The sequence below is a fragment of the Burkholderia dolosa genome (genome assembly GCF_902499135.1).
GTDB classification, from domain to species: domain Bacteria; phylum Pseudomonadota; class Gammaproteobacteria; order Burkholderiales; family Burkholderiaceae; genus Burkholderia; species Burkholderia dolosa.
Genome location: NZ_CABVPR010000028.1, coordinates 48,620 through 73,259 on the forward strand (window position 1 = coordinate 48,620; position 24,640 = coordinate 73,259).

Consider the following 24,640-nt stretch of genomic DNA (forward strand, 5'->3'; position numbering starts at 1 on the left):
TTTGCGACATGAGATACGCGACGGCGACTCGGCCCAGGCCACCATCGAGCCCTTGCCGTCTTCGGGGCCTGATTGATCGTTGAAATCCTCTCTGCTAGCGTCGAGCGCTCTTTCACCGCGGAATATCGATCCCGATGCAAATCTCTTTCGAATTGAACAGTCAGCCGCTAAGCAAACTAATTCATGGATCTCAACGATTTCCGGCGTTCTCCGGACAAGGCCAATATCGGAATAAACCGCAGTATCAATGCATCGTCAAAAACGGGCCTATTCCACGCGGAACGTACTATATAGTCGACCGCGGAAGCACTCTGTTTGATATCCCGCATTTGCTTCGAGGCGTCAACAAATTCGAATGGTTCGCACTATATGCGAAGGATCGAAAGATCGATGACGAACTGTTCTGCTCGCAAGTGAAGCGCGGGCAATTCAGGCTCCACCCTAAGGGCCCGCTGGGTATCAGCGAAGGCTGCATTACGGTTGAAAAGCGTTCCGACTTCATTGCGCTGCGCAGAGCGATATTGAACGCTCCAAAATTCAGGATCGCCGCCAACGCATATGACGCTTACGGTACCGTAGTGGTCTCATGAAGCGCGCCCGCCAAATACTGATCGGACTGTTTTTTGTCTATCTGATCGCCAATCTGTTGACGCTCGTCTGGATCACGCACTACGAGCTCTTTCCGCGCTTTCCCGAAACGTGGGCGAACCGTCTGGTCGACTGGTATGGTGTACGCAATGCCGACGAGGTCGCCGAACTGGAAGGACTGGTCGGACTGGTTCTGTTCACGCCCCCCGCCGTTGTCATTTATTTACTTTTTTTCCGCGCGTACAAAAAAAGACGCCAGTGATGTGGGGCGCGTGCCCGTCGCCGCCGCACCGCGGACAATCGCGAAGTCGTGCGACGGGCGACGACGAGGCTACGCGTCAGCGTTTCAACGCGAAAGCCGGCTCGCAGCCTCCGCGAGCCGCGTGACCTCCGCCCAGTCCTGCGCGGCGAGCGCGGCCTTCGGCGTGAGCCACGACCCGCCGACGCACACGACGTTCGGCTGCTTCAGGAAATTCGGCGCGGTGTCCGCCGTGATCCCGCCGGTCGGGCAGAACTTCAGCGTCGGGAACGGACCGTGGAACGCCTGCAGCATCGGCACGCCGCCCGCCTGCTGCGCAGGGAAGAACTTCACGATCTCGTAGCCGAATTCGAGCGCCTGGATGATGTCGCTCGGCGTCATCACGCCCGGCAGCAGCGGCAGGCCCGCATCGAGCGACGCGAGATGCAGATCCTTCGTCAGCCCCGGCGACACGCCGAACTTCGCGCCCGCACGCTTCGCCTGTGCGCAGTGCTCGGGCTTCGTGATCGTGCCGACGCCGACAACGATGTCCTCCGCGAGCTGGCTCGCGCGCTGGATCGCTTCGATGCCTGCCGGCGTACGCAGCGTGATCTCCAGCACCTTCACGCCGCCCGCGTGCAACGCGCGCGACACCTGTTCGCCCTGCTCGACCGAGTCGAACGCGAGCACCGGAATCACCGGGCCCAGCTTCACGATTTCGCCAATCGTCTTCATCGATGACACTCCTTGATCTTGAAATTCACGCGGTGACGCGGGCGGCCGCTTCGCCGACCAGCGTCCCGAAAACCGATGCGCCCTGCTCGGCCGGCGCGGCAGCCGCGCGGAACACGCCGAACAGTTCGCGCCCGAAACCCGTTTCATTGTCGGCCTGATGCAGCGGCTGCGCGACCGGGCGCGCATGCCATTCGGCGTCGTCGACGTCGATGTCGAGCACGCCGGCCTCCGCATCGATCACCAGCATGTCGCCCGTCTTCACCTTGCCGATCGGCCCGCCGAGCAGCGCTTCGGGCGACAGGTGGATCACGGCCGGCACCTTGCCGGACGCGCCGGACATCCGGCCGTCGGTGACGAGCGCGACGTGGAAGCCCTGATCCTGCAGCACGCCGAGGAGCGGCGTCAAACGGTGCAGCTCGGGCATCCCGTTCGCGCGCGCGCCCTGGAACCGCACGACGGCGACGAAGTCGCGCTTCAGCTCGCCGCGATCGAACGCCTCCTGCACGGCTTCCTGCGAGTCGAACACAATCGCCGGCGCCTTCACCTTGCGGTGTTCGGGCGCGACCGCCGAAATCTTGATCACGCCGCGGCCGAGCCGGCCTTGCATCAGCCGCAGGCCGCCGTCCGGCTGGAACGGGTCGCGAATGCCGCGCAGCACCTTCGTGTCGTGGCTTTCGGCGACGCCGTCGACCCACGTCAGCTTGCCGTCGACGAGCTTCGGCTCCTTCGTGTAGTGCACGAGGCCGCGGCCGGCGACCGTCGCCACGTCCTCGTGCAGCAGTCCGCCTTCGAGCAGGTTGCGCACCAGGAACGCGACGCCGCCCGCCGCATGGAAGTGATTCACGTCGGCCTTGCCGTTCGGGTAGATCTTCGCGAGCAGCGGCACGACGGCCGACAGCTCGTCGAAATCGTTCCAGTCGATCAGGATGCCGGCCGCGCGCGCGATCGCGACGAGGTGCAGCGTATGGTTCGTCGAGCCGCCGGTCGCGAGCAGCGCGACGATCCCGTTGACGATCGCCTTCTCGTCGATCACGTGGCCGATCGGCGTGTAGTGGCCGCGCTCGACGGTCAGATCGAGCACGCGGCGCGCGGCCTCGGCCGTCAGCGCGTCGCGCAGCGGCGTATGCGGATGCACGAACGCGGCGCCCGGCAGATGCAGCCCCATCACTTCCATCAGCATCTGGTTGCTGTTGGCGGTGCCGTAGAACGTGCAGGTGCCGTGACCGTGATACGCGGCCGACTCCGCTTCGAGCAGCGCGTCGCGGCCGACCTGGCCGGTCGCGAACTGCTGGCGGATCTTCGCCTTGTCGTCGTTCGACAGGCCGCTCGTCATCGGACCGGCCGGCACGAAGATCGTCGGCAGGTGGCCGAACTGCAGCGCGCCGATCAGCAGGCCCGGCACGATCTTGTCGCAGATGCCGAGGCACAGCGCCGCGTCGAACATGTTGTGCGTGAGCGCGATCGCCGTGCCCATCGCGATCGCCTCGCGCGAGAACAGCGACAGCTCCATCCCCGGATTGCCCTGCGTGATGCCGTCGCACATCGCCGGCACGCCGCCCGCGAACTGCGCGACGCCGCCGTTTTCGCGCGCGGCGGCCTTGATGATGTCGGGGAAGTCCTTGTACGGCGCGTGCGCGGACAGCATTTCGTTGTAGGACGACACAATGCCGATGTTCGGCTGCCGGATCGCCTTGATCGCGAACTTGTCGTTGCCCTCGAGGCCCGCGAAGCCGTGCGCGAGGTTCGCGCACGACAGCGCGCCGCGGGCCGGGAATTTGCCCTGCGCGCCGTCGATGCGCTGCAGATAGGCGGATCGGGTCGATTGGCTGCGGGCGATCACGCGTTCGGTGACCTTCGCCAGGGTGGGATGCAGCGACGTCATGCTGGGCGCTCCTGTATGCCGGCCGACACCGGCGGTTGGAATCGTGGGGACGGTCGAACGAGCCGACTGAACGGACGCAGTCTAGTAGAAAAACTACAAGCACGCAACGGCGACCGACAGGCACGCAACGTCTATTCCTGCCGATAGCACGCCAAATACTAGTAAAAACCCTGATTACCGTTACACGACACCCAGCCAGAAATCCACAATATCGCTAGCATTTTCATGTAGATTTTCTACAATTCGTCTGCGATACACTCCCGCATCCGAACCCGATTTCCGCCCGCCATCCCATGCTGCCTCGCATCGAAGCGATCCGCGCCGACCTGCGCCCGTCCGAACGCAAGCTTGCCGACTACATCCTCGCCGCGCCTCGCGAGGTACTCGACCTCGCGATGACCGAGCTGTCGACGCGCGCCGGCGTCAGCCAGCCGACGATCGCGCGTTTCTGCCAGGCGCTCGGCTGCAGCGGCTTCCGCGAATTCAAGATCCGGCTCGCGCAGAGCATCGCGCCGGGCGTGTCGTCCGTGTATCGCGACGTCGAGCCGGACGAGCCGGCACCCGGCATCATCGGCAAGGTGTTCGACCGCACGATCGGTGCGCTGATCGAGGTGCGCAACAGTCTGTCCGCCGGCAGCGTCGCCGACGCGATCGCGCTGCTGTCGAACGCGTCGCGGATCGAGTTCTACGGCGCCGGCGGCTCGGGCATCGCCGCACAGGACATCCAGCACAAGTTCTTTCGGCTCGGCGTGCCGAGCGTCGCGTATTCGGACCCGCACACGTTCTCGATGTCGGCCGCGCTGCTCGGGCCGCAGGACGTCGTCGTCGCGATCTCGAACACCGGTCGCACGCGCGACATCGTCGACGCCGCGCGTGCCGCGCTCGCGTGCGGCGCGAAAGTCGTCGCGATCACGCACAGCCACTCGCCGCTCGCGAAGCTCGCGACCGTGAGCCTTGCATCGAATATCGCCGAGGAGACCGACGTGTTCTCGCCGATGACGTCGCGGATGTCGCATCTGGCGATCGGCGACATCCTTGCGGTCGGCGTCGCGCTGTCGCGCGGCCCGGCGTTGATGGAACGGGTCGGCCGCGCGAAGGAGGCGATCACGCGGCGGCGGATCGACGACGCGAAGGACTGACGACGCGCGCCGCAAAGCGAGACGGCGCCCCGCGGGGCGCCGTCGCTGAAACGATCGTCGAGAAAACGAGCGCAGCGGCCACGAAGACGGCGGCCGGCGCGCCGGTCAGAACGGCTTGATCACGACCAGCGCGACCGCGGCGAGCATGCCGAGCACCGGCAGTTCGTTGAACACGCGATACCACTTGTCGCTGCGGCGGTTCTCGCCGCGCTCGAACACGCGCAGCAGATACCCGCAATACGCGTGATAGACGACGAGCAGCAGCACGACCGTCACCTTCGCATGAATCCAGCCCTGTCCCTGCCCGATGCCGATCGCGAGCCACAGCCACAGCCCGCACGCGAGCGCGGGCACCGCGATGAACGTCATGAAGCGGAACAGCTTGCGCGCCATCAGCAGCAGACGGCGCACGGCGGCCGGATCGGTCTCCATCGCGAGGTTCACGTAGATGCGCGGCAGATAGAACAGCCCCGCGAACCACGCGGCGATCAGAACGATGTGGAACGTCTTGATCCAGAGCATTGCCATCGGTCGTGCACCTCGCGTTACTGCCGGCCTTCGCCGTGACCGAGCACGACGTACTTCAGCGACGTCAGCCCTTCGAGGCCGACCGGGCCGCGCGCGTGCAGCTTGTCGTTCGAGATGCCGATTTCGGCACCGAGGCCGAATTCGAAACCGTCCGCAAAACGCGTCGATGCGTTGACCATCACGCTCGCCGAATCGACCTCGCGCAGGAAGCGCATCGCGCGGTCGTGATCCTCGGTGACGATCGCGTCGGTGTGGTGCGAGCCGTAATGGTTGATGTGCTCGATCGCGGCGTCGAGCCCGTCGACGATCTTGATCGCGAGCACCGGCGCCAGATATTCGGTATGCCAGTCTTCTTCGGTCGCGTCGACGAGCGGGCCGACGCCCGCGTCGGCCAGAACCGCACGCGCGGCCGCGTCCACGCGCAGCTCGACCTGCTTGTCGCGATACAGCTTGCCGAGCGGCGGCAGCACCTTCGCGGCGATGCCGCTCGCGACGAGCAGCGTCTCCATCGTGTTGCAGGTGCCGTAGCGGTGCGTCTTCGCGTTGTCGCAGACGGTCAGCGCCTTGTCGAGATCCGCGCGATCGTCGACGTACACGTGGCAGATGCCGTCGAGGTGCTTGATCATCGGCACGCGCGCCTCGTTGATCAGACGCTCGATCAGGCTCTTGCCGCCGCGCGGCACGATCACGTCCACGTATTCGGTCATCGTGATCAGCTTGCCGACCGCCGCGCGATCGGCGGTAGCGACCACCTGCACCGCGTCCTGCGGCAGGCCGGCCGCGGCGAGCCCTTCGCCGATCAGCTTCGCGAGCGCCGCATTCGATTCGAGCGCCTCGGAGCCGCCGCGCAGGATCGTCGCGTTGCCCGACTTCAGGCACAGTGCGGCCGCGTCGATCGTCACGTTCGGCCGCGACTCGTAGATGATGCCGATCACGCCGAGCGGCACGCGCATCTGACCGACCTGGATCCCGCTCGGACGGTACTTGAGATTGCCGATCTCGCCGATCGGATCGGCGAGCGATGCGACCTGGCGCAGCCCTTCGACCATCGTCTTCAGCGCCTTGTCCGACAGCGTCAGACGATCGACGAACGCCGCATCGAGCCCCTTTTCGCGAGCACGGGCAACGTCGCGCGCGTTCGCGTCCTTCAGCGCGTGCGCGTCGCGTTCGATCGCGTGCGCGACCGCTTCGAGCGCCGCGTTCTTCGCCGCCGTACTGGCGCGCGCCATCGCGCGGGAAGCGTGCCGGGCACGGCGGCCCAGGTCCGTCATGTACTGGTCGATATCCATCGTGTGACTCGTGAAGCGGGCCGCGTCGCGCGGCATGAATTCGTGAGGAGAAACGCGCGGCGCGGCGGCGGGACAGCCGCGCCGGCATCGAAGCATTGTAAGCGGGTTGCGGTACGTACGCTGAAGGCCCGGACGAGACTCAACGCCGCACGCGACCCGCGGTCGGCGGTCGCTCGCCGCGTGCGCCCGCGACCGTCATCGCGAGCTGGAACAGGCCGTCCCACGGGTCGGGCGGCGGCTCGTCGTGCACGCGGCGGCCCGGCGCGACGGCCGTCAGCCCCTTGACCTGCCGATCGAGCTTCGCGGCAAACGCGAGCGCCTTCTCGAGCACGGCTTCCGACACGCGATTCAGCGCCGGGGCGATCAGCCGCTCGCGCGGCCCCCAGACGCGGTTCTCGCGCAGCAGCGTCGCGAGCGGCTTGCCGGCCGCGGCGCCGCGCTTGATCCGCAACAGCGTGCGCAGTTCCTCGACGACGGCCCACATCACGAGCACGATCGCCTCGCCTTCGCCCTTCAGTCCGTCGATCATGCGCGCGAGCCGCGCGGCGTCGCCGGCGAGCATCGCTTCGTTCAGCTTGAACACGTCGTAGCGCGCAACGTTCAGCACCGCGTCATGCACCTGCTCGAACGACAGCGCACCTTGCGGATACAGCAGCCCGAGCTTCTGGATTTCCTGGTGCGCGGCAAGCAGATTGCCTTCGACGCGCTCCGCGATGAATTGCAGCGCGCGCCGCCCGTCGTCGCCGGCCGCGACGCGCTGGCCCTGCATCGCGAGACGCTGGCCGATCCAGTTCGGCAGTTGCGCGCGATCGACCGGGTCGATCTTCAGCGCGACGCCGCCGTTCTGCAGCGCGGTGAACCATGCGGACTTCTGCGTTGCCGCGTCCAGGCGCGGCAACGTGACGAGCAGCAGCGCGTCCGGATTGCCGGCGGCCGCGAGCGCCTTCAGCGCGTCCGCGCCTTCCTTGCCCGGCTTGCCCGACGGAATGCGCAGCTCGATCAGCTGGCGCTCGCCGAACAGCGACATCGCCTGCGTCGCGCCGAGCAGCACGCTCCAGTCGAAGCCGCGCTCGACCGTATGCACCGACCGCTCGGTGAAGCCCGCTGCACGCGCGGCCGTGCGAATGCGGTCGCACGCTTCCTGCGCGAGCAGCGGCTCGTCGCCGTAGACGGTGTAGAGCCCGGCCACCCCTTTCGCGAGGTGCGGCTCGAGCGCATCAAGTCGCAGTTGCATCGGTGCGTGCGCCCGCGATCAAAGCGGCGGCGGCGGCAACGGCGCGCGCGGCGCGACGCCCGGTACGACGTCCTCGGGCGCCGGCGTCAGCGAGTGGACGATCGCGAGACGCCGCATCAACTGATCGACCGCGTCGTTCTGCATGTCGGCGTACAGGATGTCGGCTTCCTGCGCCTTCGCGTTCGTGTACTGATCGCTGTACGTCATCGCGCGGTTCAGCGCGATCGCGCTCGGCGGGATCAGCACGGTGCCGTCCTTGCTCGTCAGCGTGTAGTTCAGCGTGTAGAACAGCGCGTATTCCTGCGCGGAACCGTACTTGTTGAGCGTCAGCGTGTTCTGGCCGCGCGATTCCCACATGCGCAGCACCGCGTCGGCGTCGTCCGCCGACTTGACGATCTTCGTGTCGCTGCCGGCCTCGACGAGGCGCGTGAGCCGCGCCGCGACGGCCGGCGGTGCGCCGGCGATCAGCAGGTGCTTGAACGCATAGTCCTGCTGGCCGCGCAGCTGAAAGCCGCATGCCGACAACGCGAGCGCGCTGCCGACGAGCATCAAAAACGATCTGCGGATCACCTTCGCTCCTTCTGTGTGCGCCGGACGGCCGACGGCCGTCAGACGACGATGTTCACGAGGCGGCCCGGCACGACGACGATCTTCTTCGCCGGCTTGCCCTCGCCGAACTTCGCGAATGCGTCGTCGGCGAGCGCCGCGGCTTCGATTGCGTCGCGGCTCGCGTCCTTCGCGACCTTCAGCGCGCCGCGCACCTTGCCGTTCACCTGCAGCACGAGCTCGATCTCGGCCTGCTCGAGCGCCGCCTCGTCGACCTTCGGCCACGGCGCGTCGAGCAGCGGGCCGAACTCGTCCGCGTAGCCGAGCGCCTTCCACAGTTCGAACGTGATGTGCGGGACGACAGGGTACAGCACGCGCAGCAGCACGCCGTACGCTTCGCGCAGCACGCCGGGCGTCGCGCCCTTCGCGCCGTCGATCGCGTTCAGCATCTTCATCGCGGCCGATACGACCGTGTTGTACTGCAGGCGCTGATAGTCGAAATCGGCCTGCTTCAGCACGCTGTAGATCTCGCGGCGCAGCGCCTTGTCGGCCTCGCCGAGCGCGGCCGCGTCGAAGCCCGCGCGCGCGGCGAGCGCGTCGCGGTTCGCGTAGCCGAAGCTCCACACGCGGCGCAGGAAGCGGCTCGCGCCTTCGACGCCCGCGCCCGACCATTCGAGCTGCTGCTCCGGCGGCGCGGCGAACATCGTGAACAGACGCGCGGTATCGGCGCCGTACTGATCGATCAGTACCTGCGGGTCGACGCCGTTGTTCTTCGACTTCGACATCTTCTCGATGCCGCCCAGCACGACCGGCTGACCGTCGGCGTTGAGCGTCGCGCCGACGGGGCGTCCCTTGTCGTCGTGCGTGACCGTCACGTCGGCCGGGTTGTACCAGGTCTTCTTGCCGGCCGCATCTTCGCGATAGAACGTCTCGTTCAGCACCATCCCCTGCGTAAGCAGGTTCTTCGCCGGTTCGCCGAACTTCACGAGGCCCAGGTCGCGCATCACCTTGGTCCAGAAACGCGAATACAGCAGGTGCAGGATCGCGTGCTCGATGCCGCCGATGTACTGATCCATCGGCATCCAGTAGTCGGTGCGCGAATCGACCATCGTGTCCGCATCCGGCGCCGTGTAGCGCGAGAAGTACCACGACGAATCGACGAAGGTATCCATCGTGTCGGTTTCGCGCTTCGCGGCCGCACCGCACTTCGGGCACGTGCAGTTCAGGAACGCTTCCGACTTCGCGAGCGGGTTGCCCGAGCCGTCCGGCACGAGGTCTTCCGGCAGCACGACCGGCAGATCCTGCTCGGGCACCGGCACGTCGCCGCACGACGGGCAGTGGATGATCGGAATCGGCGTGCCCCAGTAGCGCTGACGCGACACGCCCCAGTCGCGCAGGCGCCACGTGACCTGCTTGTCGCCGAAGCCGCCGGCCTTCAGGTCGGCCGCGACCGCGTCGACCGCGTCCGCATAGCGCAGACCGTCGTACTTGCCGCTGTTCACGCAGACCGCGACTTCCTTGTCGCCGTACCACTCCTGCCATGCGTCGAGCGAGTACGTCTGCCCTTCGGCGGCGATCACCTGCTTGATCGGCAACCCGTATTTCTTCGCGAACGCGAAATCGCGCTCGTCGTGGCCCGGCACGCCCATCACCGCGCCTTCGCCGTAGCTCATCAGCACGTAGTTGCCGATCCATACCTCGACCGGCTCGCCGGTCAGCGGGTGCGTGACCGAGAAGCCGGTCGCGATGCCCTTCTTCTCCATCGTCGCGACGTCGGCCTCGGCGACGCCGCCGCGCTTGCATTCTTCGATGAACGCCTGCAGTTCGGGCTTGTCCTGCGCGAGGCGCGTCGCGAGCGGGTGCTCGGCCGCGATCGCGCAGAACGTGACGCCCATGATCGTGTCGGCGCGCGTCGTGAACACGCGCAGCAACGCCTTCTCGCCGTCGAGCTCGTACGGGAAGCCGAAGTTCACGCCGAAGCTCTTGCCGATCCAGTTCTGCTGCATGATCTTCACGCGCTCAGGCCAGCCGAGGCCGTCGAGATCGTTCAGCAGCTCGTCCGCGTACTGCGTGATCCGCAGGTAGTACATCGGAATCTCGCGCTTCTCGACGAGCGCGCCCGAGCGCCAGCCGCGGCCGTCGATCACCTGCTCGTTCGCGAGCACGGTCTGGTCGACCGGATCCCAGTTCACGGTGCCCGTCTTCTTGTACGCGATGCCCTTCTCGAGCATCTTCAGGAACAGCCACTGGTTCCACTTGTAGTAGTCGGGCTTGCACGTCGCGATTTCGCGCGACCAGTCGATCGCGAGACCCATCGACTGCATCTGGCCCTTCATGTACTCGATGTTGTCGTACGTCCACTTCGCGGGCGGCACGCCGTTGGCCATCGCGGCGTTCTCGGCCGGCATCCCGAACGCATCCCAGCCCATCGGCATCAGCACGTTGTAGCCGTTCATCCGCAGGTAGCGGTACATCACGTCGTTGATCGTGTAGTTGCGCACGTGACCCATGTGCAGCTTGCCGGACGGGTACGGCAGCATCGACACGCAGTAGAACTTCGGCTTCTGCGAGTCTTCCTTCGTCTTGTAGGCATCGGCTGCGCGCCAGTCGCCCTGGGCGGCGGCTTCGACGTCGGCGGGTACGTATCTCTCGTGCATGGTGTGGTTCGGACTAGGCTTTAAGCGGCGCGACGCTCGCGCGGGAGTGGATCGAAATTCGTGCTTGCCCGGCGCAGCAACAGGCTGGCCGTCCGCGGGCCCGGCCGCGGCTGCCGGACGAACCCCGGAACGCCCGGACAGGCTCCGGATGATCAGGGACACCCTGCCGACCGGGAAAAACGACGATTATACCGCCCGCGCCGCGCCGTACGGCCGGTCTCGCGGGCGCAAACGCGATGTGCGCGCACCGTTCGCGCGCGCCGGTGCCGCCGCGCGCTCAGCGCGTCGCGCGTGCTGCCGGCGGCTGCGGCGGCACGTCGGTCACGAAGCCGATTCGCGTCAGACCGGCGGCCTGCGCGGCGCCCATCACTTGCGCGATCACGTCGTAGCGCGTCGCGCGCGAAGCACGCAGCCGCAGTTCGGGCGGCGCACCGCCCGCGGCCGCGGCCCGAAAGCGCGCGGACAGCGCGTCGAGCGCGACCGGCGTGTCGTTCCAGTACAGCTTGCCCGCGTCGTCGATCGACAGCGTGACGGACTGCGGCGTGTCGCGCGCGACGCTCGCCGCGACCTTCGGCAGATCGAGCCGGATCGCGTGCGTCATCAGCGGCGCGGTAATGATGAAGATCACGAGCAGCACGAGCATCACGTCGATCAGCGGCGTCATGTTGATCTCCGCCATCGGCGCCGACGTCTTGTGGTGCTCCAGTCCGCCGAATGCCATGATCGTTCCTCCGTCGCCGGTGCGTCACGCGGGCTGCGCGCACACGAATACGTGCAGATCGCGCGCGAAGCCGTCGAGTTCCTCGGCGAGCTGCCGCACGAGCCGCCCGAGAATGTTGTACGCGAGCACCGCGGGAATCGCGACGACGAGCCCGAACGCGGTCATGATCAGTGCCTCGCCGACCGGCCCCGCGACGTTCTCGATCTGCGCCTGCCCGCTCGCGGCGATGCTGCCGAGCGCATGGTAGATGCCCCACACCGTGCCGAGCAGGCCGACGAACGGCGCGGTGCTGCCGATCGACGCGAGCAGCACCTGGCCGAATTCGAGGCGCCGCTGCGAGCGCAGCATCGCGTGACGCAGCGCGCGCAGCACGCGTTCGCTGCGCTCGACCCGCGCGGCGAGCGCGGCCGGATCGTGGTCGTCGGCGGCGTCGCGCGCCGCTTCGGCGAGCGGCACGAACACGCGCTCGCGATCGGCGCCGGCCAACGCGGCGATGCCCGCATCGAGCGACGACGCGCGCCAGAACGCGGCGAGCGCACGCGGCCCCTGCCGCTTCGCGCGCACCAGCAGCCACGCTTTCATCAACAGGAAGCACCAGCTGGCGATCGACATCGCCAGCAGCACGTAGGCGACGGCGTGCGTGATCGCATCGCCGCTTTCGAGGTAGTGGACAACGCCGGTGGGAATGGCCATCGGAGTTTCCCTGGAAGGTCAGCGCAGGCCGAGCACGTCCTGCATGTCGAACAGGCCGGCGCCGCGCGCCGACAGGAAGCGCACCGCGCGCAGCGCGCCCTGCGCGTACGATACGCGGCTCGACGACTTGTGCGTGATCTCGATCCGCTCGCCGATGCCGGCGAACAGCACGGTGTGATCGCCGACGATGTCGCCGCCGCGCACCGCCGCAAAGCCGATCGTCGACGGATCGCGTTCGCCCGTCACGCCGTGGCGGCCGTACACCGCGCAATCGTCGAGCGAGCGCCCGAGCGCACCGGCGACGGCTTCGCCCATCATCAGCGCCGTGCCGGACGGCGCATCGACCTTGTGCCGATGGTGCGCCTCGATGATCTCGATGTCGTAGCCGTGCGAGAAATGCTTGGCCGCGAACTCGAGCAGCTTCAGCGTGACGTTCACGCCGACGCTCATGTTCGCCGCGAACACGATCCCGATCTTGCCGGCCGCCGCATGCAGCGCGGCCTTCTGCTCGGCGGTGAAGCCCGTCGTGCCGATCACCAGTTTCACGTCGTGGCGCAGCGCGGCCTCGACGTGTGCGAGCGTGCCTTCCGGGCGCGTGAAATCGATCAGGTAGTCGGCCTGCGCGAACACGGCGTCGAGATCGTCGGTCAGCTTGATCCCGGTTTCCTTGCCGAGGAACGCGCCGGCGTCCTGACCGAGGAACGGCGAGCCGGCACGGTCGAGCGCGCCGACGAGCTGCGCGTCGGAATCGTTGAGAACGGCTTCGATCAGCATCCGGCCCATACGGCCCGATGCGCCGGCAATCGCAATCTTCATGGCTTTCTATACGACAGGTCTAAAGAGGGGCGGCGCATGCCGCCCGTTTCCGCGCGCTCGCGCTTACTGGGCCGGCGCGGTGAGCGGCTGGTTCTGCAGCGTGTCCGAACCTTGCGGCCCGACCGGCGGCGTCGCATCGGTGGACGTGTTCGGCGGGGGCGGGCGATGGAACTGGAACTGCGGCTGGATCGCGGGCACCGCGCCCGGCGGCTGGCCGCCCGGCACCGGTGCGCCGCCCGACGCCTGCGCCGACGGCGTGAAGCGGCGTGCAGCCGAGCCCTGCCCCGGCACCTGGTTGGTCGCGCGGTTCGCCGCGCGCGCAGCCTGCGCGTTCGCGTCCTGATCGACAACCGAAGCGGCCGACGCCGGCACGGTCGACAGTCTCGCGGCCGAATCGGCTGCCGGCGCGCTCGCCGTCTGCGCCGCGCGTGCCGCGGCCGCCTCGGACGCCGCTCTCGCCGCTGCGGCCGCCTTCGCCTTCTTGCCGCCGCGGTCGCCGTCGATGTCGGCCAGCAGGTCGAGCTCGGACGGCAGATTCTCGGCGCCGGTCCAGCTCGCGAGGCGATCGCCCGCGAACGTCAGCACGAGGTCGCGCTGCTGGACGACCGACGTCGAGCCGCGCTTGAAGTAGAACAGGTAATCCCAGCGGTCCGCATGGAACATGTCCGCCAGCAGCGGCGTGCCGAGCAGCGCGCGCACCTGGTCGCGCGTCATCCCGGCCTGCAGCTGCGAGGCTTTCTCCTGCGACACGAAGTTGCCCTGCACGACGGTGATCCGATAGGGCGTGATGCTTTGCGCAATGCGCTGCGTCACGCTGTCGTACGACGAACAACCCGCCAGCGCGGCAACGGCGGCGGCAGCGATGATGGCACTCCGCATGCGACTCCTCTGAAAGTGCGAAAGCGATTCTGGGATCATTTCCTTCACCGTGCTGGCCCGCGTCGCAGGCCGCGCGTGTTTCTGGAACGGCGAAAAGCCGGTAACATTGAAGCCCTGCATTGTACTCTAGGGACGCCTAGCCATGACCAATCCAACGGATCTCAAGAATATCGGGCTAAAGGCCACCCTACCGCGGCTCAAGATTCTCGAAATCTTCCAGCAAAGCCCCGTGCGTCACCTGACGGCCGAAGACGTCTACCGCAATCTGCTCAGCGAACAGCTCGACATCGGGCTCGCTACCGTCTATCGCGTGCTCACGCAGTTCGAGCAGGCCGGCCTGCTCACGCGCAGCAACTTCGAATCCGGCAAGGCCGTGTTCGAGCTGAACGAAGGTTCGCACCACGATCACCTCGTGTGCCTCGATTGCGGCCGCGTCGAGGAATTCTTCGATGCCGAGATCGAAGGCCGCCAGCAGGCGATCGCGAAGGAACGCGGCTTCCGGCTGCAGGAGCACTCGCTCGCGATGTACGGCTCGTGCACGACCGAGAACTGCCCGCACCGCAAGCACTGATTCGCGCAGTTTCCGCACGTACGACGGCCCGGCCGGCATCCGCCGCCGCCCGGGCCGTGTTGTTTTCGGAACGTCTTCGCGCGCTGCATGCCGGAGCCGCTCCGGCATGCTTTCAAACACCCTTCGACGAAGACGAGCGCAGTCGCGCAAGTGCCGAGCGTCGCGCCGACCAACGCTGCCGATGGCGGAACGCGCGTCGCGTCAGAGCACGCTCGCGCAGGCCCGCTCCAGTTCGAGCGTCCACACGCCGTCGAGCGGAATCTCGTCGCAGTTCGGCTGCGGGCCGCCGCGATCGACGATCACGAAGTCGCTGACCGCGTCGAGCGCGAGCAGCGGATGGTGCCAGACACCTTTTGCGTAGTTCACGCCCTGCCAGCCTTCGGCCAGGAACGCACGCATCGCGTCCGGCCGGAATTCGCCGGCCGGCGCGACGACGATCGCATAGCGCGACACGCTCGCGAGCGGGATGAACGCCTGGCTGCCGTGCGGATGGCGCTCCATCAGCGTGACGGCGACCGGCAGCGTGCGCGGCTGCGCGCGGAACACGCTGACGAGCGGCCGGCCGCCGTCCGCGCACACGTCGATGGTCGCGAGGTCGTGAAAGCGCTCGGTCGTGCCGCCGTTGATCGGAAAATGCCGCGCGCCTTCGAGCGCAATCACGTCGCCGAACGGCGCGAACGCTTCACGGGTCAGGCGCTCGACGCGCAGGATGCGGGGTTCGCTCATCGCCGCCTCCGTTACGCCGGTTCGCCCCACAGACGCAGGCGCGACACGCCGCCGTCCGGGAAGATGTTGAAGCGCACGTGCGTGACGGGGCCGAGCTGCGCGAGCCGGTCGAACGTATGGACGCTGTCCATCGACAGCTTCTGCTCGCCGAGCAGTTCGGCCCAGAACATCGCCTGCGTGACGAGCGAATCGTCGGTACCACCGTCGACGCGCGCGGCCTGCAGCGAGCAGCGGTCGGGGAAATTGCCCTTGAAGAACGCGGTGTCGACTTCGACGCGCCGGATCACGCCGGGCCGCGCGAGCGCGACGATCGCCCAGTCGTTGCCCGGCTCGCGACGGCGGCGCGTTTCCCAGCCGTCGCCCATGTTGGCGCCGCGGCCCGGCATCAGCATCTGCGATGCGGCGCCGAAATGCTGGTTGTTCGCGGCAACCAGATAGCCGCCGTTCTCGATCGCCGCCAGATCGACGAGTTCGCCGGCCGGCACGCGACGCCAGTCGCGCTGCGGCTGGCCGTACACGCGCAGCCTCGCGAGCCCGCCGTCCGGATACAGGTTCACGCGCAGATGCGTGTACGGCAGCGTGTCGTCGACGCTCACGTAGTGATGCGAGTTGCCCTGCAGCGTCGTCGCCGGGACAATCGTGCGCCACTCGGCGTGATCGGGCGGCGTGTCGCTGTCGGTGAAGCACGCGTCGATCGACGCGGCCGGCGGGAAGTTGCCGGTGAAGTGGCTGGTGTCGAGATCGACGCCGTGGATCACGCCGGGCCGCGCGAGGCGGATCACGCAGAAGTCGTGGCCCGTCGTGCGCTTGCGGCGCGTTTCCCAGCCGTCCATCCATTTGCCGTGATCGTCATATTTGCCGGGGATAAAGACGGCCGGCTCCGGGTTGAGCATGCGCTCCTTCGGCGCGAAGAATTCGTCGCTGGCGAAGAGCGCCTGCGCGCCGAAGCGCGGATCGGCGAGGTTCATGTAGCGCCGCGTGAATGCCGGCGCGTTCGGATCGATAACGGGGGCTGCCATTTTGTCTCCTGTTCTGTCGGCGGGAATCGGCGCGCTGATGCTCGCTCCCGCTCGTGCTTCGCGCTCGACCAGCGCCGCCGCTCCGGCGTTTGTCCATCCGATGCAACGCAGCGTCGGTCGAACGCCGGCGCATCGATGCGCCGGCCGTATCGGGATCGCCTGCGCGGGGCAACCGCGCGAAGCGGTCCTGCTCGGTGACGCTCAGAGTGCGTGCGCCCGATCGCCGGCGACCGGCGCGCCGCCGATCTCTTCTTCGGCCGGCACGTAGCGCAGTTCGCGGTTCAGCACGCGCGTCGCGCGGACCTTGTCGATGTCGTTTTCCCACACCGCGACGACGACCGTCGCGACGCAGTTGCCGATCAGGTTCGTCAATGCGCGCGCGATGCCGACGAACCAGTCGACCGGCAGGATCAGCACGAGGCCGAGCACCGGAATCGCGGGAATCGCCGACAGCGTCGCCGCGAGGATCACGATCGCCGAGCCCGGAATCCCGTGCGCGCCCTTCGACGTGACGAGCGAGACCAGCAGCACGACGATCAGATCGTGCGTCGACAGCGGCGTGTTCGTAGCTTGCGCGATGAACAGCACGGCGAGCGTCAGATAGATCGAGAAGCCGTCGAGATTGAAAGAGTAGCCGGTCGGGATCACGAGGCCGACCGTCGAATCCTTCACGCCCATGTATTCGAGCTTGCGCATTACCTGCGGCAGCACCGCGTCCGACGATGCGGTGCCGAGCACGATCGACAGCTCTTCGCGCAGGTAGCGAATCAGCTTGAACACCGAGAAGCCGGCGAGCTTCATCACCGCGCCGAGCACGACTGTGACGAACACGATGCAGCTCAGATAGAACACCGCGACGAGATAGCCGAGCTGCTTGAGCGACGCGACGCCGTACTTGCCGGTGGTAAACGCGATCGCACCGAGCACGCCGAGCGGCGCGAGCTTGATGATGAAGCCGATCACGCGGAAGAACACGTGCGACAGCTCCTCGATCAGGCTGTTGACGCGCTGCGCCTTGTCGCCGAGCAGCGACAGCGCGGAGCCGAACAGCACCGCGAAGACCAGGATCTGCAGGATGTCGCCTTTCGCGAATGCGTCGATCGCGGTGTCCGGAATGATCTTCAGCAGATAGCCGGCCGTGTCCTTCAGGCTTTCGGCGTTCTTCGCATACGACGCGAGCGACGCCGCATCGAGCGAGCGCAGGTCGATGTTCATCCCGACGCCCGGCCGCGTGAACCACGCGAGCACGAGGCCGATGCCGAGCGCGAGCGTCGTCATCACCTCGAAATAGACGACCGCTTTCAGGCCGACCCGGCCGACCTTCTTCAGGTCGCCGGCATTGGCCATCCCGCTCACCACCACGCAGAACACGATCGGGCCGATGACCATCTTGATCAGTTTCAGGAAGCCGTCGCCGAGCGGACGCAGCGATTCGGCGAAATGCGGGAAGAACGCACCGAGCGCGACCCCCAGGATTAATGCGACGACTACCCGGCCAAACAGCGAATTGAGGAATTTCGACACGGCGCTCTCCCGATCCAACGGTTGCAGTTTCGTCTGTTCATACTGGTATGACCAGTGATGTTATGGTCGATAGTAGGAAGCCGATATAGTCGCGTCAAGAACGGACAAAATAGGGATTTCCCGCCCCCCGACGTTTTCGTGCGCACCGCGGCGATACCGCCGCGCTCGTGGCTTTCCCTAGTGCACCCGTGCACCACGCGCGTGCGGATTACAATGCCGGTCAGACCGGCCATCGTTCACCCCATGAAGAATGTTCCGCACACCGTGACCGACGCCGCCATCGCGACGATCCGCGACCGGATCGAGGCAGGCGTATATCCGGTCGGCAGCCTGCTGCCGGCCCAGCGCCAGCTCTCCGAAGAGCTGCAGATCAGTCGTGCGTCGCTGCGCGAAGCGTTGTCGACGCTCGAGGCGCTCGGGATGCTGCGCATCCGTGCCGGCAAAGGCGTGTACGTCGAAAGCGCGCAGGCGACGGTCGCGCACGCGTGGCGGTTCGCCGAGCAGTCGTCGCCGCCCGACACGTATCAGATGCGCTATGCGCTCGAAGGCTTTGCCGCGCGCATGACCGCGCACGTCGTCACCGACGACGACATCGCGTGGTTCGAGGACAACCTCGCCCAACTCCACGTCGCGTTGACCGAAAACGCGCTCGACGAAGCGTCGCAGCTCGACTTCGACTTCCACATGCGAATCATCCAGCTGGCCGGCAACGCGGCAATCGAATCGATCCTGCGCGGCAGCGCGGACATCATGAAGGAAAGCCAGCGCATGCCGTTCTACCGGCGCGAGCTGCTGCTGTCGACGTGGCACGAGCATCGCGCGATCGTCGACGCGCTGATCGCGCGCGACGCGGCCGCCGCCGGCACCGCGATCGAAACGCATATCGCGAACGCCGCGCAGCGCGCCGGCGTGTTCTTCCCGACGCCTCGCATCTGACCGGCGCGTCGCGTTCGTCACCGTCCCACGCCGGCCCGACCGGGCCGGTCAATGTCCCGACCGATCGCGATACGCGAGCGCGCGCTCGATGAACGCGCGCGCCGCGACGCTCCGATACGCGCCGTTGCGCGTGAGCAGCGCGGCCGTGCGCGTCGGCAACGGCGGATCGACGTCGAGCGCGCACAGTTCGCCGCTCGCGCGTGCGATCGCCTCGGGCAGCACCGTGGCGAGCCGGCCGCGCCGCACGAGTTCCAGCACCGCCGTGACCGTATTCGTTTCGACCGCAACCTTCGGTTGAGCGCGATGCTCGGCGAAATACCGGTCGATGCTTTCGCGCGTCGCGAACGCGCGGCTCAGCAGCACGAGCGCCTCGCCGCCGAGTTCGGCCGGCGTCAGCGCACGGCGGCGCCGCGCGAGGCGATGCGTGCGTGCGGTCACGAACGCGAGCGACTCGGTCCATAACGGCAACGCGTCGATCTCCGGCGCGCGCGGCGGCATGAACGCGAAGCCCGCGTCGATCCGGTCGTCGGCGAGCAGCGCCTCGATGCGCGCCTGCGGCATCGCGTCGATCGACAGCGCGATGCCGGGAAATTCGACGTGAAAGGCATCGATCAGCGAACCGCTCAGATAAGCGGCGAACGTCGGCATCATCGCGAGCCGCAACGCGCCGCCGCCCAGTTCGGCGACGTCGTGCAGCGCGCGCCGCCCGGCATCGAGCTGCTGCAACGCTGCGCGCGCGTGGCGCGCATAGGCTTCGCCGAATTCGGTGAGTCGCACGGTGCGGCCCGAGCGGTCGAACAGCGGCACGCCGAGCGTTTCCTCGAGCTGGCGGATCTGCTGCGACAGCGTCGGCTGCGACACGTGCAGCGCATCCGCCGCACGCGTGAAGCTGCACTGCTCGGCGACGGCGAGGAAATAACGGATGTGACGCAGCAGCATCGCGGACGAACTATTGGTTATGCCAATGGAGACCATAACAATCCAGTCTTGGACGCTATGGGACGGTTTGCGCATCATACGCACATCCGCCGCCGTGCATCGCGCGTCGCGCGTGCATGGCGCCGCCGTGCTGCCGCCGCGCCGTATCGCGCGGCCCGGAAACGCGCCATGCCGGCGGTATCGGCCGATCGTCGATCGACGAACGCCGGCCTTCTATTCCGACCGTTTCACGCAGCGGCGCCCGCCGCCACTTTTCCCGACCATGGAACCGCATTACGCCCCTCATCCTCCCCTCACCCGCGGCATGACGCTGCTGTTCGCCTGCGCATGCGGGATCGTCATCGGCAATATCTACTACGCGCAGCCGCTGCTCGCCGCGATCGCGCACAGCTTCGGCCGCGCGCCGGCCGAGCTCGGCTATCTCGTCACGCTGACGCAGCTCGGCTATGCGGCGAGCCTGCTGCTGATCGTGCCGCTCGGCGACGCGCTCAACCGCCACACGCTGATCGTGCGGCTGCTCGCGCTGAACGTCGTCGCGCTCGCCGCAGTCGCGCTCAGCACGCACTTCGCGATGTTCGTCGCCGCAAACGTCGTGCTCGGCTTCGTCACCTGTTCGACGCAGCTGCTCGTGCCGTTCGCCGCGTCGCTCGCCGATGCGCGCACGCGCGGCCGCGCGGTCGGCACCGTGATGAGCGGGCTGCTGCTCGGCATCCTGCTCGCGCGCGTCGCGGCCGGCGCGATCGCCGACGCGCTCGGCTGGCGTGCGGTGTACGGCATCGCCGCCGCGATGATCGTCGTGCTGACCGCCGTGCTCGCGGTGAAGCTGCCGAAGGATCGCCGCGATGCGCGGCTCGATTATGCGGCGCTGATGAAGTCGCTCGTCGCGCTGCTGCGCGCGCAGCCACCGATCGCGCTGCGCTCCGCGTACGGCGCGCTCGTGTTCGCGTGCTTCAGCCTGCTGTGGACCGGCCTCACGTTTCTGCTCACGCAGCCGCCGTACGGCTATACGGAAGGCCGGATCGGGCTGTTCGGCATCATCGGCGCGGTAGGCGCACTCGCGGCGACGTCGGCCGGCCGGCTCGTCGATCGCGGCTACGGCAACGCGGCGACCGGCCTCTTCGCCACCGCCGTGCTGGCATCGTTCGCGCTGATCGCGGCCGGCGCGCATTCGCTCACGGCGCTGATCGCAGGGATCCTGCTGCTCGACGTCGGCGTGCAGGGCACGCACATCTCGAACCAGAGCGTGATCTATGCGCTCGCCGGCGACGCACGCAGCCGCGTGACGACGATCTACCTGACGAGCTACTTCATCGGCGGTGCGTTGGGGTCGTTCGCGGCGAGCGTCGCGTACGGTATCGCAGGGTGGCGCGGCGTGTGCATCGCAGGCGCGGCGTTCGCCGGGACGCTGGTCGCGCTGTGGGTCGCGTCGCAGCGTGTCGGCGTGCGGCAGGCGACTCAGTAACGTGCTCGCGCATCGGCGCATCAGGAGCGCGCGCCGTGCTGCGCTGCGAACATGCGGTGACGTTCGTCACCGCGCGCGAATACGCAGAGCCGCCTCCGCGCAACAAAAAAGCCTGGCCGCGAAACGCGGGCCAGGCTTTGTTCGTCGTGCATGCCGCATCGCAGCGGCGTGCCGCACGACGGCGGGCTTACTTCGCGTTCGCGAACGCGACGGCCGTATCGAGCATGCGGTTCGAGAAACCCCATTCGTTGTCGTACCAGCTCGACACCTTGACGAGGCGACCCGACACCTTCGTCAGCGTCGCATCGAACGTCGACGAAGCCGGATTGTGGTTGAAGTCGACCGACACCAGCGGCGCGTCGTTGTAGCCGAGGATGCCCTTCAGCGCGCCTTCCGACGCTTCCTTCATGATCGCGTTGACTTCCTCGACCGTCGTGTCGCGCTTCGCGATGAACGACAGATCGACGATCGACACGTTGATCGTCGGAACGCGGATCGCGTAGCCGTCGAGCTTGCCGTTCAGTTCCGGCAGCACGAGGCCGACCGCCGAAGCGGCGCCCGTCTTCGTCGGAATCTGGCTGTGCGTGGCCGAACGCGCGCGGCGCAGGTCTTCGTGATAGACGTCGGTCAGCACCTGGTCGTTCGTGTACGCGTGGATCGTCGTCATCAGGCCGGTTTCGAGGCCGATCTTGTCGTTCAGCGGCTTGACGAGCGGCGCGAGGCAGTTCGTCGTGCACGATGCGTTCGAGATGACCGTGTGCTCGGCCTTCAGCACGTTGTGGTTCACGCCGTAGACGATCGTCGCGTCGACGTCCTTGCCGCCCGGCGCCGAGATGATGACCTTCTTCGCGCCGCCCTTCAGGTGCGCGCTCGCCTTTTCCTTCGACGTGAAGAAGCCCGTGCACTCCATCACGACGTCGACGCCGAGCTCGCCCCACGGCAGTTCGGCCGGGTTGCGGTTCGCGAGCACGCGGATCTTGTCGCCGTTCACGACCAGGTAATCGCCGTCGACCGACACGTCGCCCGGGAACTTGCCGTGCGCGGTGTCGTACTGCGTCAGATGCGCGTTGGTCTTCGCATCGCCGAGGTCGTTGATCGCGACGATCTCGAGATCGTGCTTCTTGCCGTTTTCATAGAACGCGCGCAGCGTGTTGCGGCCGATGCGGCCGTAGCCGTTGATTGCGACGCGGATCGTCATGGTCTATCTCCTAATGGCTGAAAAAATTCGTTTCGTGCAGCTTCACGGTGCGACGCGCGCGGGCGGCCGGCGCGCGTCGCGAATGCCTGTTTTTCAGGCGAGCACGGCCTTCACCGTGTCGACGACGTGCTCGACGGTAAAGCCGAAGTACTTGAACAGCACGCCGGCCGGCGCCGATTCGCCGAACGAGTCGATCCCGACGACGCCGCCTTCGAGGCCGACGTACTTGCGCCAGAAGTCGGTCACGCCCGCTTCGATCGCGACGCGTCGCACGCCGTGCGGCAGCACGCGCTCGCGGTATTCGGCGTCCTGGCGATCGAACACGGTGGTCGACGGCATCGACACGACGCGCGCCGCAATGCCTTGCTGCGCGAGCGGCTCGACGGCCTTCATCGCGAGTTCGACTTCGGAGCCCGTCGCGATCAGGATGATCTTGCGCGCGACGACTTCTTCGTCCCAGTCCTTCAGCACGTAGCCGCCCTTGTCGATGTTCGCGATCTGCGCGTCGGTGCGCGGATTGAACGCGAGGTTCTGGCGGCTGAAGATCAGCGCCGACGGACGATGGGCTGCAACCGCGTGGGTCCACGCGACGGCGGTTTCGACCGTGTCCGCCGGGCGCCACACGTCGAGGTGCGGAATCAGGCGCAGGCTCGACACGTGCTCGACCGACTGGTGCGTCGGGCCGTCTTCGCCGAGGCCGATCGAATCGTGCGTGAACACGAAGATCGACGGCACCTTCATCAGCGCGGCGACGCGCAGCGCGTTGCGGCTGTAGTCGGAGAACGTCAGGAACGTGCCGCCGAACGGCTTGTGGCCGCCGTGCAGCGCGAGGCCGTTGATCGCGGCGCTCATCCCGAATTCGCGCACGCCGTAGTTGATGTGGTTGCCGAGCAGCACGCCCGCGCCTTCCGGATTCGCGCGCACGGCCTTCGACGCCTTCCAGTTCGTCAGGTTCGAACCGGTCAGGTCCGCCGAGCCGCCGAGCAGTTCGGGCAGCACCGCGGCGAGCCCTTCGATCGCCTGCTGCGATGCCTTGCGGGTCGCGACCGTTTCCGCGCGCTCGTTCGCGGCGGCGACGATCGCCTTCGCCTTCTCCGCCCAGTCGGCCGGCAGCTTGTTCGCCATCCGGCGCTCGAATTCGGCCGCTTCCTGCGGATACTTCGCGCGATATTGCGCGAATGCGTCGTTCCACGCCGCCTCGGCACGCTTGCCGGCTTCCTTCGCGTCCCACGCGTCGTAGACTTCCTGCGGAATCACGAACGGCTCCCACTTCCAGCCGAGCGCTTCGCGCGTCTTCGCGATTTCTTCCGCGCCGAGCGCCGCGCCGTGCACGTCGTGGCCGCCGGCCTTGGTCGCCGCACCCTTGCCGATCACCGTCTTGCAGCAGATCAGCGTCGGCTTGTCCGACCGCTTCGCCTGCGCGATCGCCGCGTCGACCGCGTCGACGTCATGGCCGTTCACGTTCGCGATCACGTTCCAGCCGTACGCTTCGAAGCGCTTCGGCGTGTCGTCGTGGAACCAGTTGACGACGTCGCCGTCGATCGAGATCCCGTTGTCGTCGTACAGCGCGATCAGCTTGTTCAGCTTCAGCGTGCCCGCAAGCGAGCATGCCTCGTGCGAAATGCCTTCCATCAGGCAGCCGTCGCCGAGGAACACGTACGTGTAGTGATCGACGATCTTCGCGTCGTCGCGGTTGAACTCGGCCGCCATCAGCGCTTCGCCGAGCGCCATGCCGACCGCGTTCGCGAGACCCTGGCCGAGCGGGCCGGTGGTCGTCTCGACGCCCGGCGTGATCCCGTATTCCGGGTGGCCCGGCGTCTTCGAGTGCAGCTGGCGGAAGTTCTTCAGCTCTTCCATCGGCAGGTCGTAGCCGGTCAGGTGCAGCAGCGAATACAGCAGCATCGAGCCGTGGCCGTTCGACAGCACGAAGCGGTCGCGGTCCGCCCAGTGCGGGTTCGTCGGGTTGTGCTTCAGATGGCGCGACCACAGCGCGACGCCGATTTCGGCCATGCCCATCGGCATGCCGGGGTGACCGGAGTTCGCTTGCTGGACGGCGTCCATCGCGAGCGCACGGATCGCGTTGGCCATCAGGGTGGTGGAGGCGGGAGACGAGGTCGTCATGTCGAGTCCGGAGAACGAGTCGAGGAAACGGGGGCACGGCGGCATCCGGAAGCTTTCGCATCGGACGTTCCCGGCGCGTGGTGCGGCGCCTGACGGACGCGAAGCGGACGGAGCCTACGGACGGGGCTGCAAAGCTCGTCATTTTAACAGATGGGCCGCCATTTCCCTTGCCGGCGCGCCCTGTTCCGGCACGGTTTTC

General features: G+C 67.2%; 23 protein-coding genes. 6 read left to right on the forward strand and 17 right to left on the reverse strand.

Annotation, left to right across the window (positions count from 1 at the left end; all coding sequences use genetic code 11):
• The first annotated feature begins 134 nt into the window (after nt 1-134).
• Both BUB20358_RS14715 and BUB20358_RS14720 read left to right on the forward strand, forming a co-directional pair.
• Nucleotides 135-590, forward strand: coding sequence for a DUF2778 domain-containing protein (locus BUB20358_RS14715; protein ID WP_006765176.1), 456 nt, complete (start codon nt 135-137; stop codon nt 588-590).
• Nucleotides 587-850 (forward strand): hypothetical protein, encoded by a 264-nt coding sequence (locus tag BUB20358_RS14720; RefSeq protein ID WP_045552486.1) that lies wholly within the window; start codon nt 587-589, stop codon nt 848-850. The genes BUB20358_RS14715 and BUB20358_RS14720 overlap by 4 nt, the downstream gene beginning before the upstream one ends.
• A gap of 84 nt (nt 851-934) precedes the next feature.
• Here the strand turns inward: BUB20358_RS14720 and eda are convergent, their stop codons facing one another.
• Nucleotides 935-1,561, reverse strand: coding sequence for a bifunctional 4-hydroxy-2-oxoglutarate aldolase/2-dehydro-3-deoxy-phosphogluconate aldolase (gene eda, locus BUB20358_RS14725; RefSeq protein WP_035973055.1), 627 nt, complete (start codon nt 1,559-1,561; stop codon nt 935-937).
• A 25-nt stretch (nt 1,562-1,586) separates the two neighbouring features.
• Nucleotides 1,587-3,443: a phosphogluconate dehydratase gene (edd, locus tag BUB20358_RS14730; protein ID WP_006765178.1), complete on the reverse strand. Its 1,857-nt coding sequence runs from the start codon at nt 3,441-3,443 to the stop codon at nt 1,587-1,589.
• Nucleotides 3,444-3,736: 293 nt separating this feature from the next.
• Here edd and BUB20358_RS14735 point away from each other — a divergent pair, with 293 nt between their 5' ends.
• Complete coding sequence (locus BUB20358_RS14735) at nt 3,737-4,582, forward strand: MurR/RpiR family transcriptional regulator (protein WP_006765179.1); 846 nt, start codon at nt 3,737-3,739, stop codon at nt 4,580-4,582.
• Nucleotides 4,583-4,687: 105 nt separating this feature from the next.
• On the opposite strand, the gene BUB20358_RS14740 is transcribed toward BUB20358_RS14735, so the two are convergent.
• The 9 genes from BUB20358_RS14740 to BUB20358_RS14780 all read right to left on the reverse strand — a co-directional run bounded on the left by BUB20358_RS14740 (nt 4,688) and on the right by BUB20358_RS14780 (nt 13,945).
• The gene (locus BUB20358_RS14740; protein WP_006765180.1) at nt 4,688-5,110 is read right to left on the reverse strand and encodes a CopD family protein; all 423 of its coding nucleotides are present in this window, start codon (nt 5,108-5,110) and stop codon (nt 4,688-4,690) included.
• 17 nt (nt 5,111-5,127) lie between these two features.
• Nucleotides 5,128-6,399 (reverse strand): glutamate-5-semialdehyde dehydrogenase, encoded by a 1,272-nt coding sequence (locus tag BUB20358_RS14745; RefSeq protein WP_035973057.1) that lies wholly within the window; start codon nt 6,397-6,399, stop codon nt 5,128-5,130.
• A gap of 139 nt (nt 6,400-6,538) precedes the next feature.
• Nucleotides 6,539-7,633: a DNA polymerase III subunit delta gene (gene holA, locus BUB20358_RS14750; RefSeq protein WP_006765182.1), complete on the reverse strand. Its 1,095-nt coding sequence runs from the start codon at nt 7,631-7,633 to the stop codon at nt 6,539-6,541.
• Between the two features lie 18 nt (nt 7,634-7,651).
• Entirely contained in the window at nt 7,652-8,203 is a 552-nt protein-coding gene (locus tag BUB20358_RS14755; protein WP_006765183.1) for an LPS-assembly lipoprotein LptE, read from the reverse strand.
• A gap of 38 nt (nt 8,204-8,241) precedes the next feature.
• Nucleotides 8,242-10,836, reverse strand: coding sequence for a leucine--tRNA ligase (gene leuS / locus BUB20358_RS14760; RefSeq protein WP_006765184.1), 2,595 nt, complete (start codon nt 10,834-10,836; stop codon nt 8,242-8,244).
• 277 nt (nt 10,837-11,113) lie between these two features.
• On the reverse strand, nt 11,114-11,557 hold the full coding sequence (locus BUB20358_RS14765; protein ID WP_006765185.1) for an ExbD/TolR family protein: 444 nt from the start codon (nt 11,555-11,557) through the stop codon (nt 11,114-11,116).
• Nucleotides 11,558-11,581: 24 nt separating this feature from the next.
• Nucleotides 11,582-12,250 (reverse strand): MotA/TolQ/ExbB proton channel family protein, encoded by a 669-nt coding sequence (locus tag BUB20358_RS14770; protein ID WP_006765186.1) that lies wholly within the window; start codon nt 12,248-12,250, stop codon nt 11,582-11,584.
• 18 nt (nt 12,251-12,268) lie between these two features.
• Nucleotides 12,269-13,066 (reverse strand): 4-hydroxy-tetrahydrodipicolinate reductase, encoded by a 798-nt coding sequence (dapB, locus tag BUB20358_RS14775; RefSeq protein WP_006765187.1) that lies wholly within the window; start codon nt 13,064-13,066, stop codon nt 12,269-12,271.
• 63 nt (nt 13,067-13,129) lie between these two features.
• Entirely contained in the window at nt 13,130-13,945 is an 816-nt protein-coding gene (locus BUB20358_RS14780) for an outer membrane protein assembly factor BamE (protein ID WP_035973060.1), read from the reverse strand.
• 142 nt (nt 13,946-14,087) lie between these two features.
• Here BUB20358_RS14780 and fur point away from each other — a divergent pair, with 142 nt between their 5' ends.
• Nucleotides 14,088-14,516, forward strand: coding sequence for a ferric iron uptake transcriptional regulator (fur, locus tag BUB20358_RS14785; protein WP_006765189.1), 429 nt, complete (start codon nt 14,088-14,090; stop codon nt 14,514-14,516).
• Nucleotides 14,517-14,717: 201 nt separating this feature from the next.
• Here fur and BUB20358_RS14790 read toward each other — a convergent pair whose 3' ends face one another.
• The 3 genes from BUB20358_RS14790 to BUB20358_RS14800 form a co-directional block, all read right to left on the reverse strand.
• A complete protein-coding gene (locus BUB20358_RS14790; RefSeq protein WP_035973061.1) occupies nt 14,718-15,242 on the reverse strand; it encodes an ureidoglycolate lyase in 525 nt (174 codons plus the stop codon).
• Between the two features lie 11 nt (nt 15,243-15,253).
• A complete protein-coding gene (alc, locus tag BUB20358_RS14795; RefSeq protein WP_006765191.1) occupies nt 15,254-16,261 on the reverse strand; it encodes an allantoicase in 1,008 nt (335 codons plus the stop codon).
• Between the two features lie 201 nt (nt 16,262-16,462).
• Complete coding sequence (locus BUB20358_RS14800; protein ID WP_006765192.1) at nt 16,463-17,785, reverse strand: C4-dicarboxylate transporter DctA; 1,323 nt, start codon at nt 17,783-17,785, stop codon at nt 16,463-16,465.
• A gap of 213 nt (nt 17,786-17,998) precedes the next feature.
• Here BUB20358_RS14800 and BUB20358_RS14805 point away from each other — a divergent pair, with 213 nt between their 5' ends.
• Nucleotides 17,999-18,721, forward strand: coding sequence for a FadR/GntR family transcriptional regulator (locus tag BUB20358_RS14805; RefSeq protein ID WP_081293611.1), 723 nt, complete (start codon nt 17,999-18,001; stop codon nt 18,719-18,721).
• A gap of 48 nt (nt 18,722-18,769) precedes the next feature.
• Here the strand turns inward: BUB20358_RS14805 and cynR are convergent, their stop codons facing one another.
• Complete coding sequence (cynR, locus tag BUB20358_RS14810; RefSeq protein WP_035973065.1) at nt 18,770-19,660, reverse strand: transcriptional regulator CynR; 891 nt, start codon at nt 19,658-19,660, stop codon at nt 18,770-18,772.
• 262 nt (nt 19,661-19,922) lie between these two features.
• Here cynR and BUB20358_RS14815 point away from each other — a divergent pair, with 262 nt between their 5' ends.
• The gene (locus BUB20358_RS14815; protein ID WP_035973427.1) at nt 19,923-21,122 is read left to right on the forward strand and encodes an MFS transporter; all 1,200 of its coding nucleotides are present in this window, start codon (nt 19,923-19,925) and stop codon (nt 21,120-21,122) included.
• A gap of 187 nt (nt 21,123-21,309) precedes the next feature.
• Here the strand turns inward: BUB20358_RS14815 and gap are convergent, their stop codons facing one another.
• Together gap and tkt are read right to left on the reverse strand one after the other, a co-directional pair.
• The gene (gene gap, locus BUB20358_RS14820; RefSeq protein ID WP_006765196.1) at nt 21,310-22,320 is read right to left on the reverse strand and encodes a type I glyceraldehyde-3-phosphate dehydrogenase; all 1,011 of its coding nucleotides are present in this window, start codon (nt 22,318-22,320) and stop codon (nt 21,310-21,312) included.
• Between the two features lie 93 nt (nt 22,321-22,413).
• A complete protein-coding gene (tkt, locus tag BUB20358_RS14825; RefSeq protein ID WP_006765197.1) occupies nt 22,414-24,486 on the reverse strand; it encodes a transketolase in 2,073 nt (690 codons plus the stop codon).
• Between the last annotated feature and the right edge of the window lie 154 nt (nt 24,487-24,640).

What these genes read in the sequence shown, in the direction of transcription:
- BUB20358_RS14715 (WP_006765176.1), top strand. Translation starts at nt 135, where the DNA reads ATGCAAATCTCTTTCGAATTGAACAGTCAGCCGCTAAGCAAACTAATT.
- BUB20358_RS14720 (WP_045552486.1), top strand. Translation starts at nt 587, where the DNA reads ATGAAGCGCGCCCGCCAAATACTGATCGGACTGTTTTTTGTCTATCTG.
- eda (WP_035973055.1), bottom strand. Translation starts at nt 1,561, where the DNA reads ATGAAGACGATTGGCGAAATCGTGAAGCTGGGCCCGGTGATTCCGGTG.
- edd (WP_006765178.1), bottom strand. Translation starts at nt 3,443, where the DNA reads ATGACGTCGCTGCATCCCACCCTGGCGAAGGTCACCGAACGCGTGATC.
- BUB20358_RS14735 (WP_006765179.1), top strand. Translation starts at nt 3,737, where the DNA reads ATGCTGCCTCGCATCGAAGCGATCCGCGCCGACCTGCGCCCGTCCGAA.
- BUB20358_RS14740 (WP_006765180.1), bottom strand. Translation starts at nt 5,110, where the DNA reads ATGGCAATGCTCTGGATCAAGACGTTCCACATCGTTCTGATCGCCGCG.
- BUB20358_RS14745 (WP_035973057.1), bottom strand. Translation starts at nt 6,399, where the DNA reads ATGGATATCGACCAGTACATGACGGACCTGGGCCGCCGTGCCCGGCAC.
- holA (WP_006765182.1), bottom strand. Translation starts at nt 7,633, where the DNA reads ATGCAACTGCGACTTGATGCGCTCGAGCCGCACCTCGCGAAAGGGGTG.
- leuS (WP_006765184.1), bottom strand. Translation starts at nt 10,836, where the DNA reads ATGCACGAGAGATACGTACCCGCCGACGTCGAAGCCGCCGCCCAGGGC.
- BUB20358_RS14765 (WP_006765185.1), bottom strand. Translation starts at nt 11,557, where the DNA reads ATGGCATTCGGCGGACTGGAGCACCACAAGACGTCGGCGCCGATGGCG.
- BUB20358_RS14770 (WP_006765186.1), bottom strand. Translation starts at nt 12,250, where the DNA reads ATGGCCATTCCCACCGGCGTTGTCCACTACCTCGAAAGCGGCGATGCG.
- dapB (WP_006765187.1), bottom strand. Translation starts at nt 13,066, where the DNA reads ATGAAGATTGCGATTGCCGGCGCATCGGGCCGTATGGGCCGGATGCTG.
- BUB20358_RS14780 (WP_035973060.1), bottom strand. Translation starts at nt 13,945, where the DNA reads ATGCGGAGTGCCATCATCGCTGCCGCCGCCGTTGCCGCGCTGGCGGGT.
- fur (WP_006765189.1), top strand. Translation starts at nt 14,088, where the DNA reads ATGACCAATCCAACGGATCTCAAGAATATCGGGCTAAAGGCCACCCTA.
- BUB20358_RS14790 (WP_035973061.1), bottom strand. Translation starts at nt 15,242, where the DNA reads ATGAGCGAACCCCGCATCCTGCGCGTCGAGCGCCTGACCCGTGAAGCG.
- alc (WP_006765191.1), bottom strand. Translation starts at nt 16,261, where the DNA reads ATGGCAGCCCCCGTTATCGATCCGAACGCGCCGGCATTCACGCGGCGC.
- BUB20358_RS14805 (WP_081293611.1), top strand. Translation starts at nt 17,999, where the DNA reads ATGCCGGTCAGACCGGCCATCGTTCACCCCATGAAGAATGTTCCGCAC.
- cynR (WP_035973065.1), bottom strand. Translation starts at nt 19,660, where the DNA reads ATGCTGCTGCGTCACATCCGTTATTTCCTCGCCGTCGCCGAGCAGTGC.
- BUB20358_RS14815 (WP_035973427.1), top strand. Translation starts at nt 19,923, where the DNA reads ATGGAACCGCATTACGCCCCTCATCCTCCCCTCACCCGCGGCATGACG.
- gap (WP_006765196.1), bottom strand. Translation starts at nt 22,320, where the DNA reads ATGACGATCCGCGTCGCAATCAACGGCTACGGCCGCATCGGCCGCAAC.
- tkt (WP_006765197.1), bottom strand. Translation starts at nt 24,486, where the DNA reads ATGCCGCCGTGCCCCCGTTTCCTCGACTCGTTCTCCGGACTCGACATG.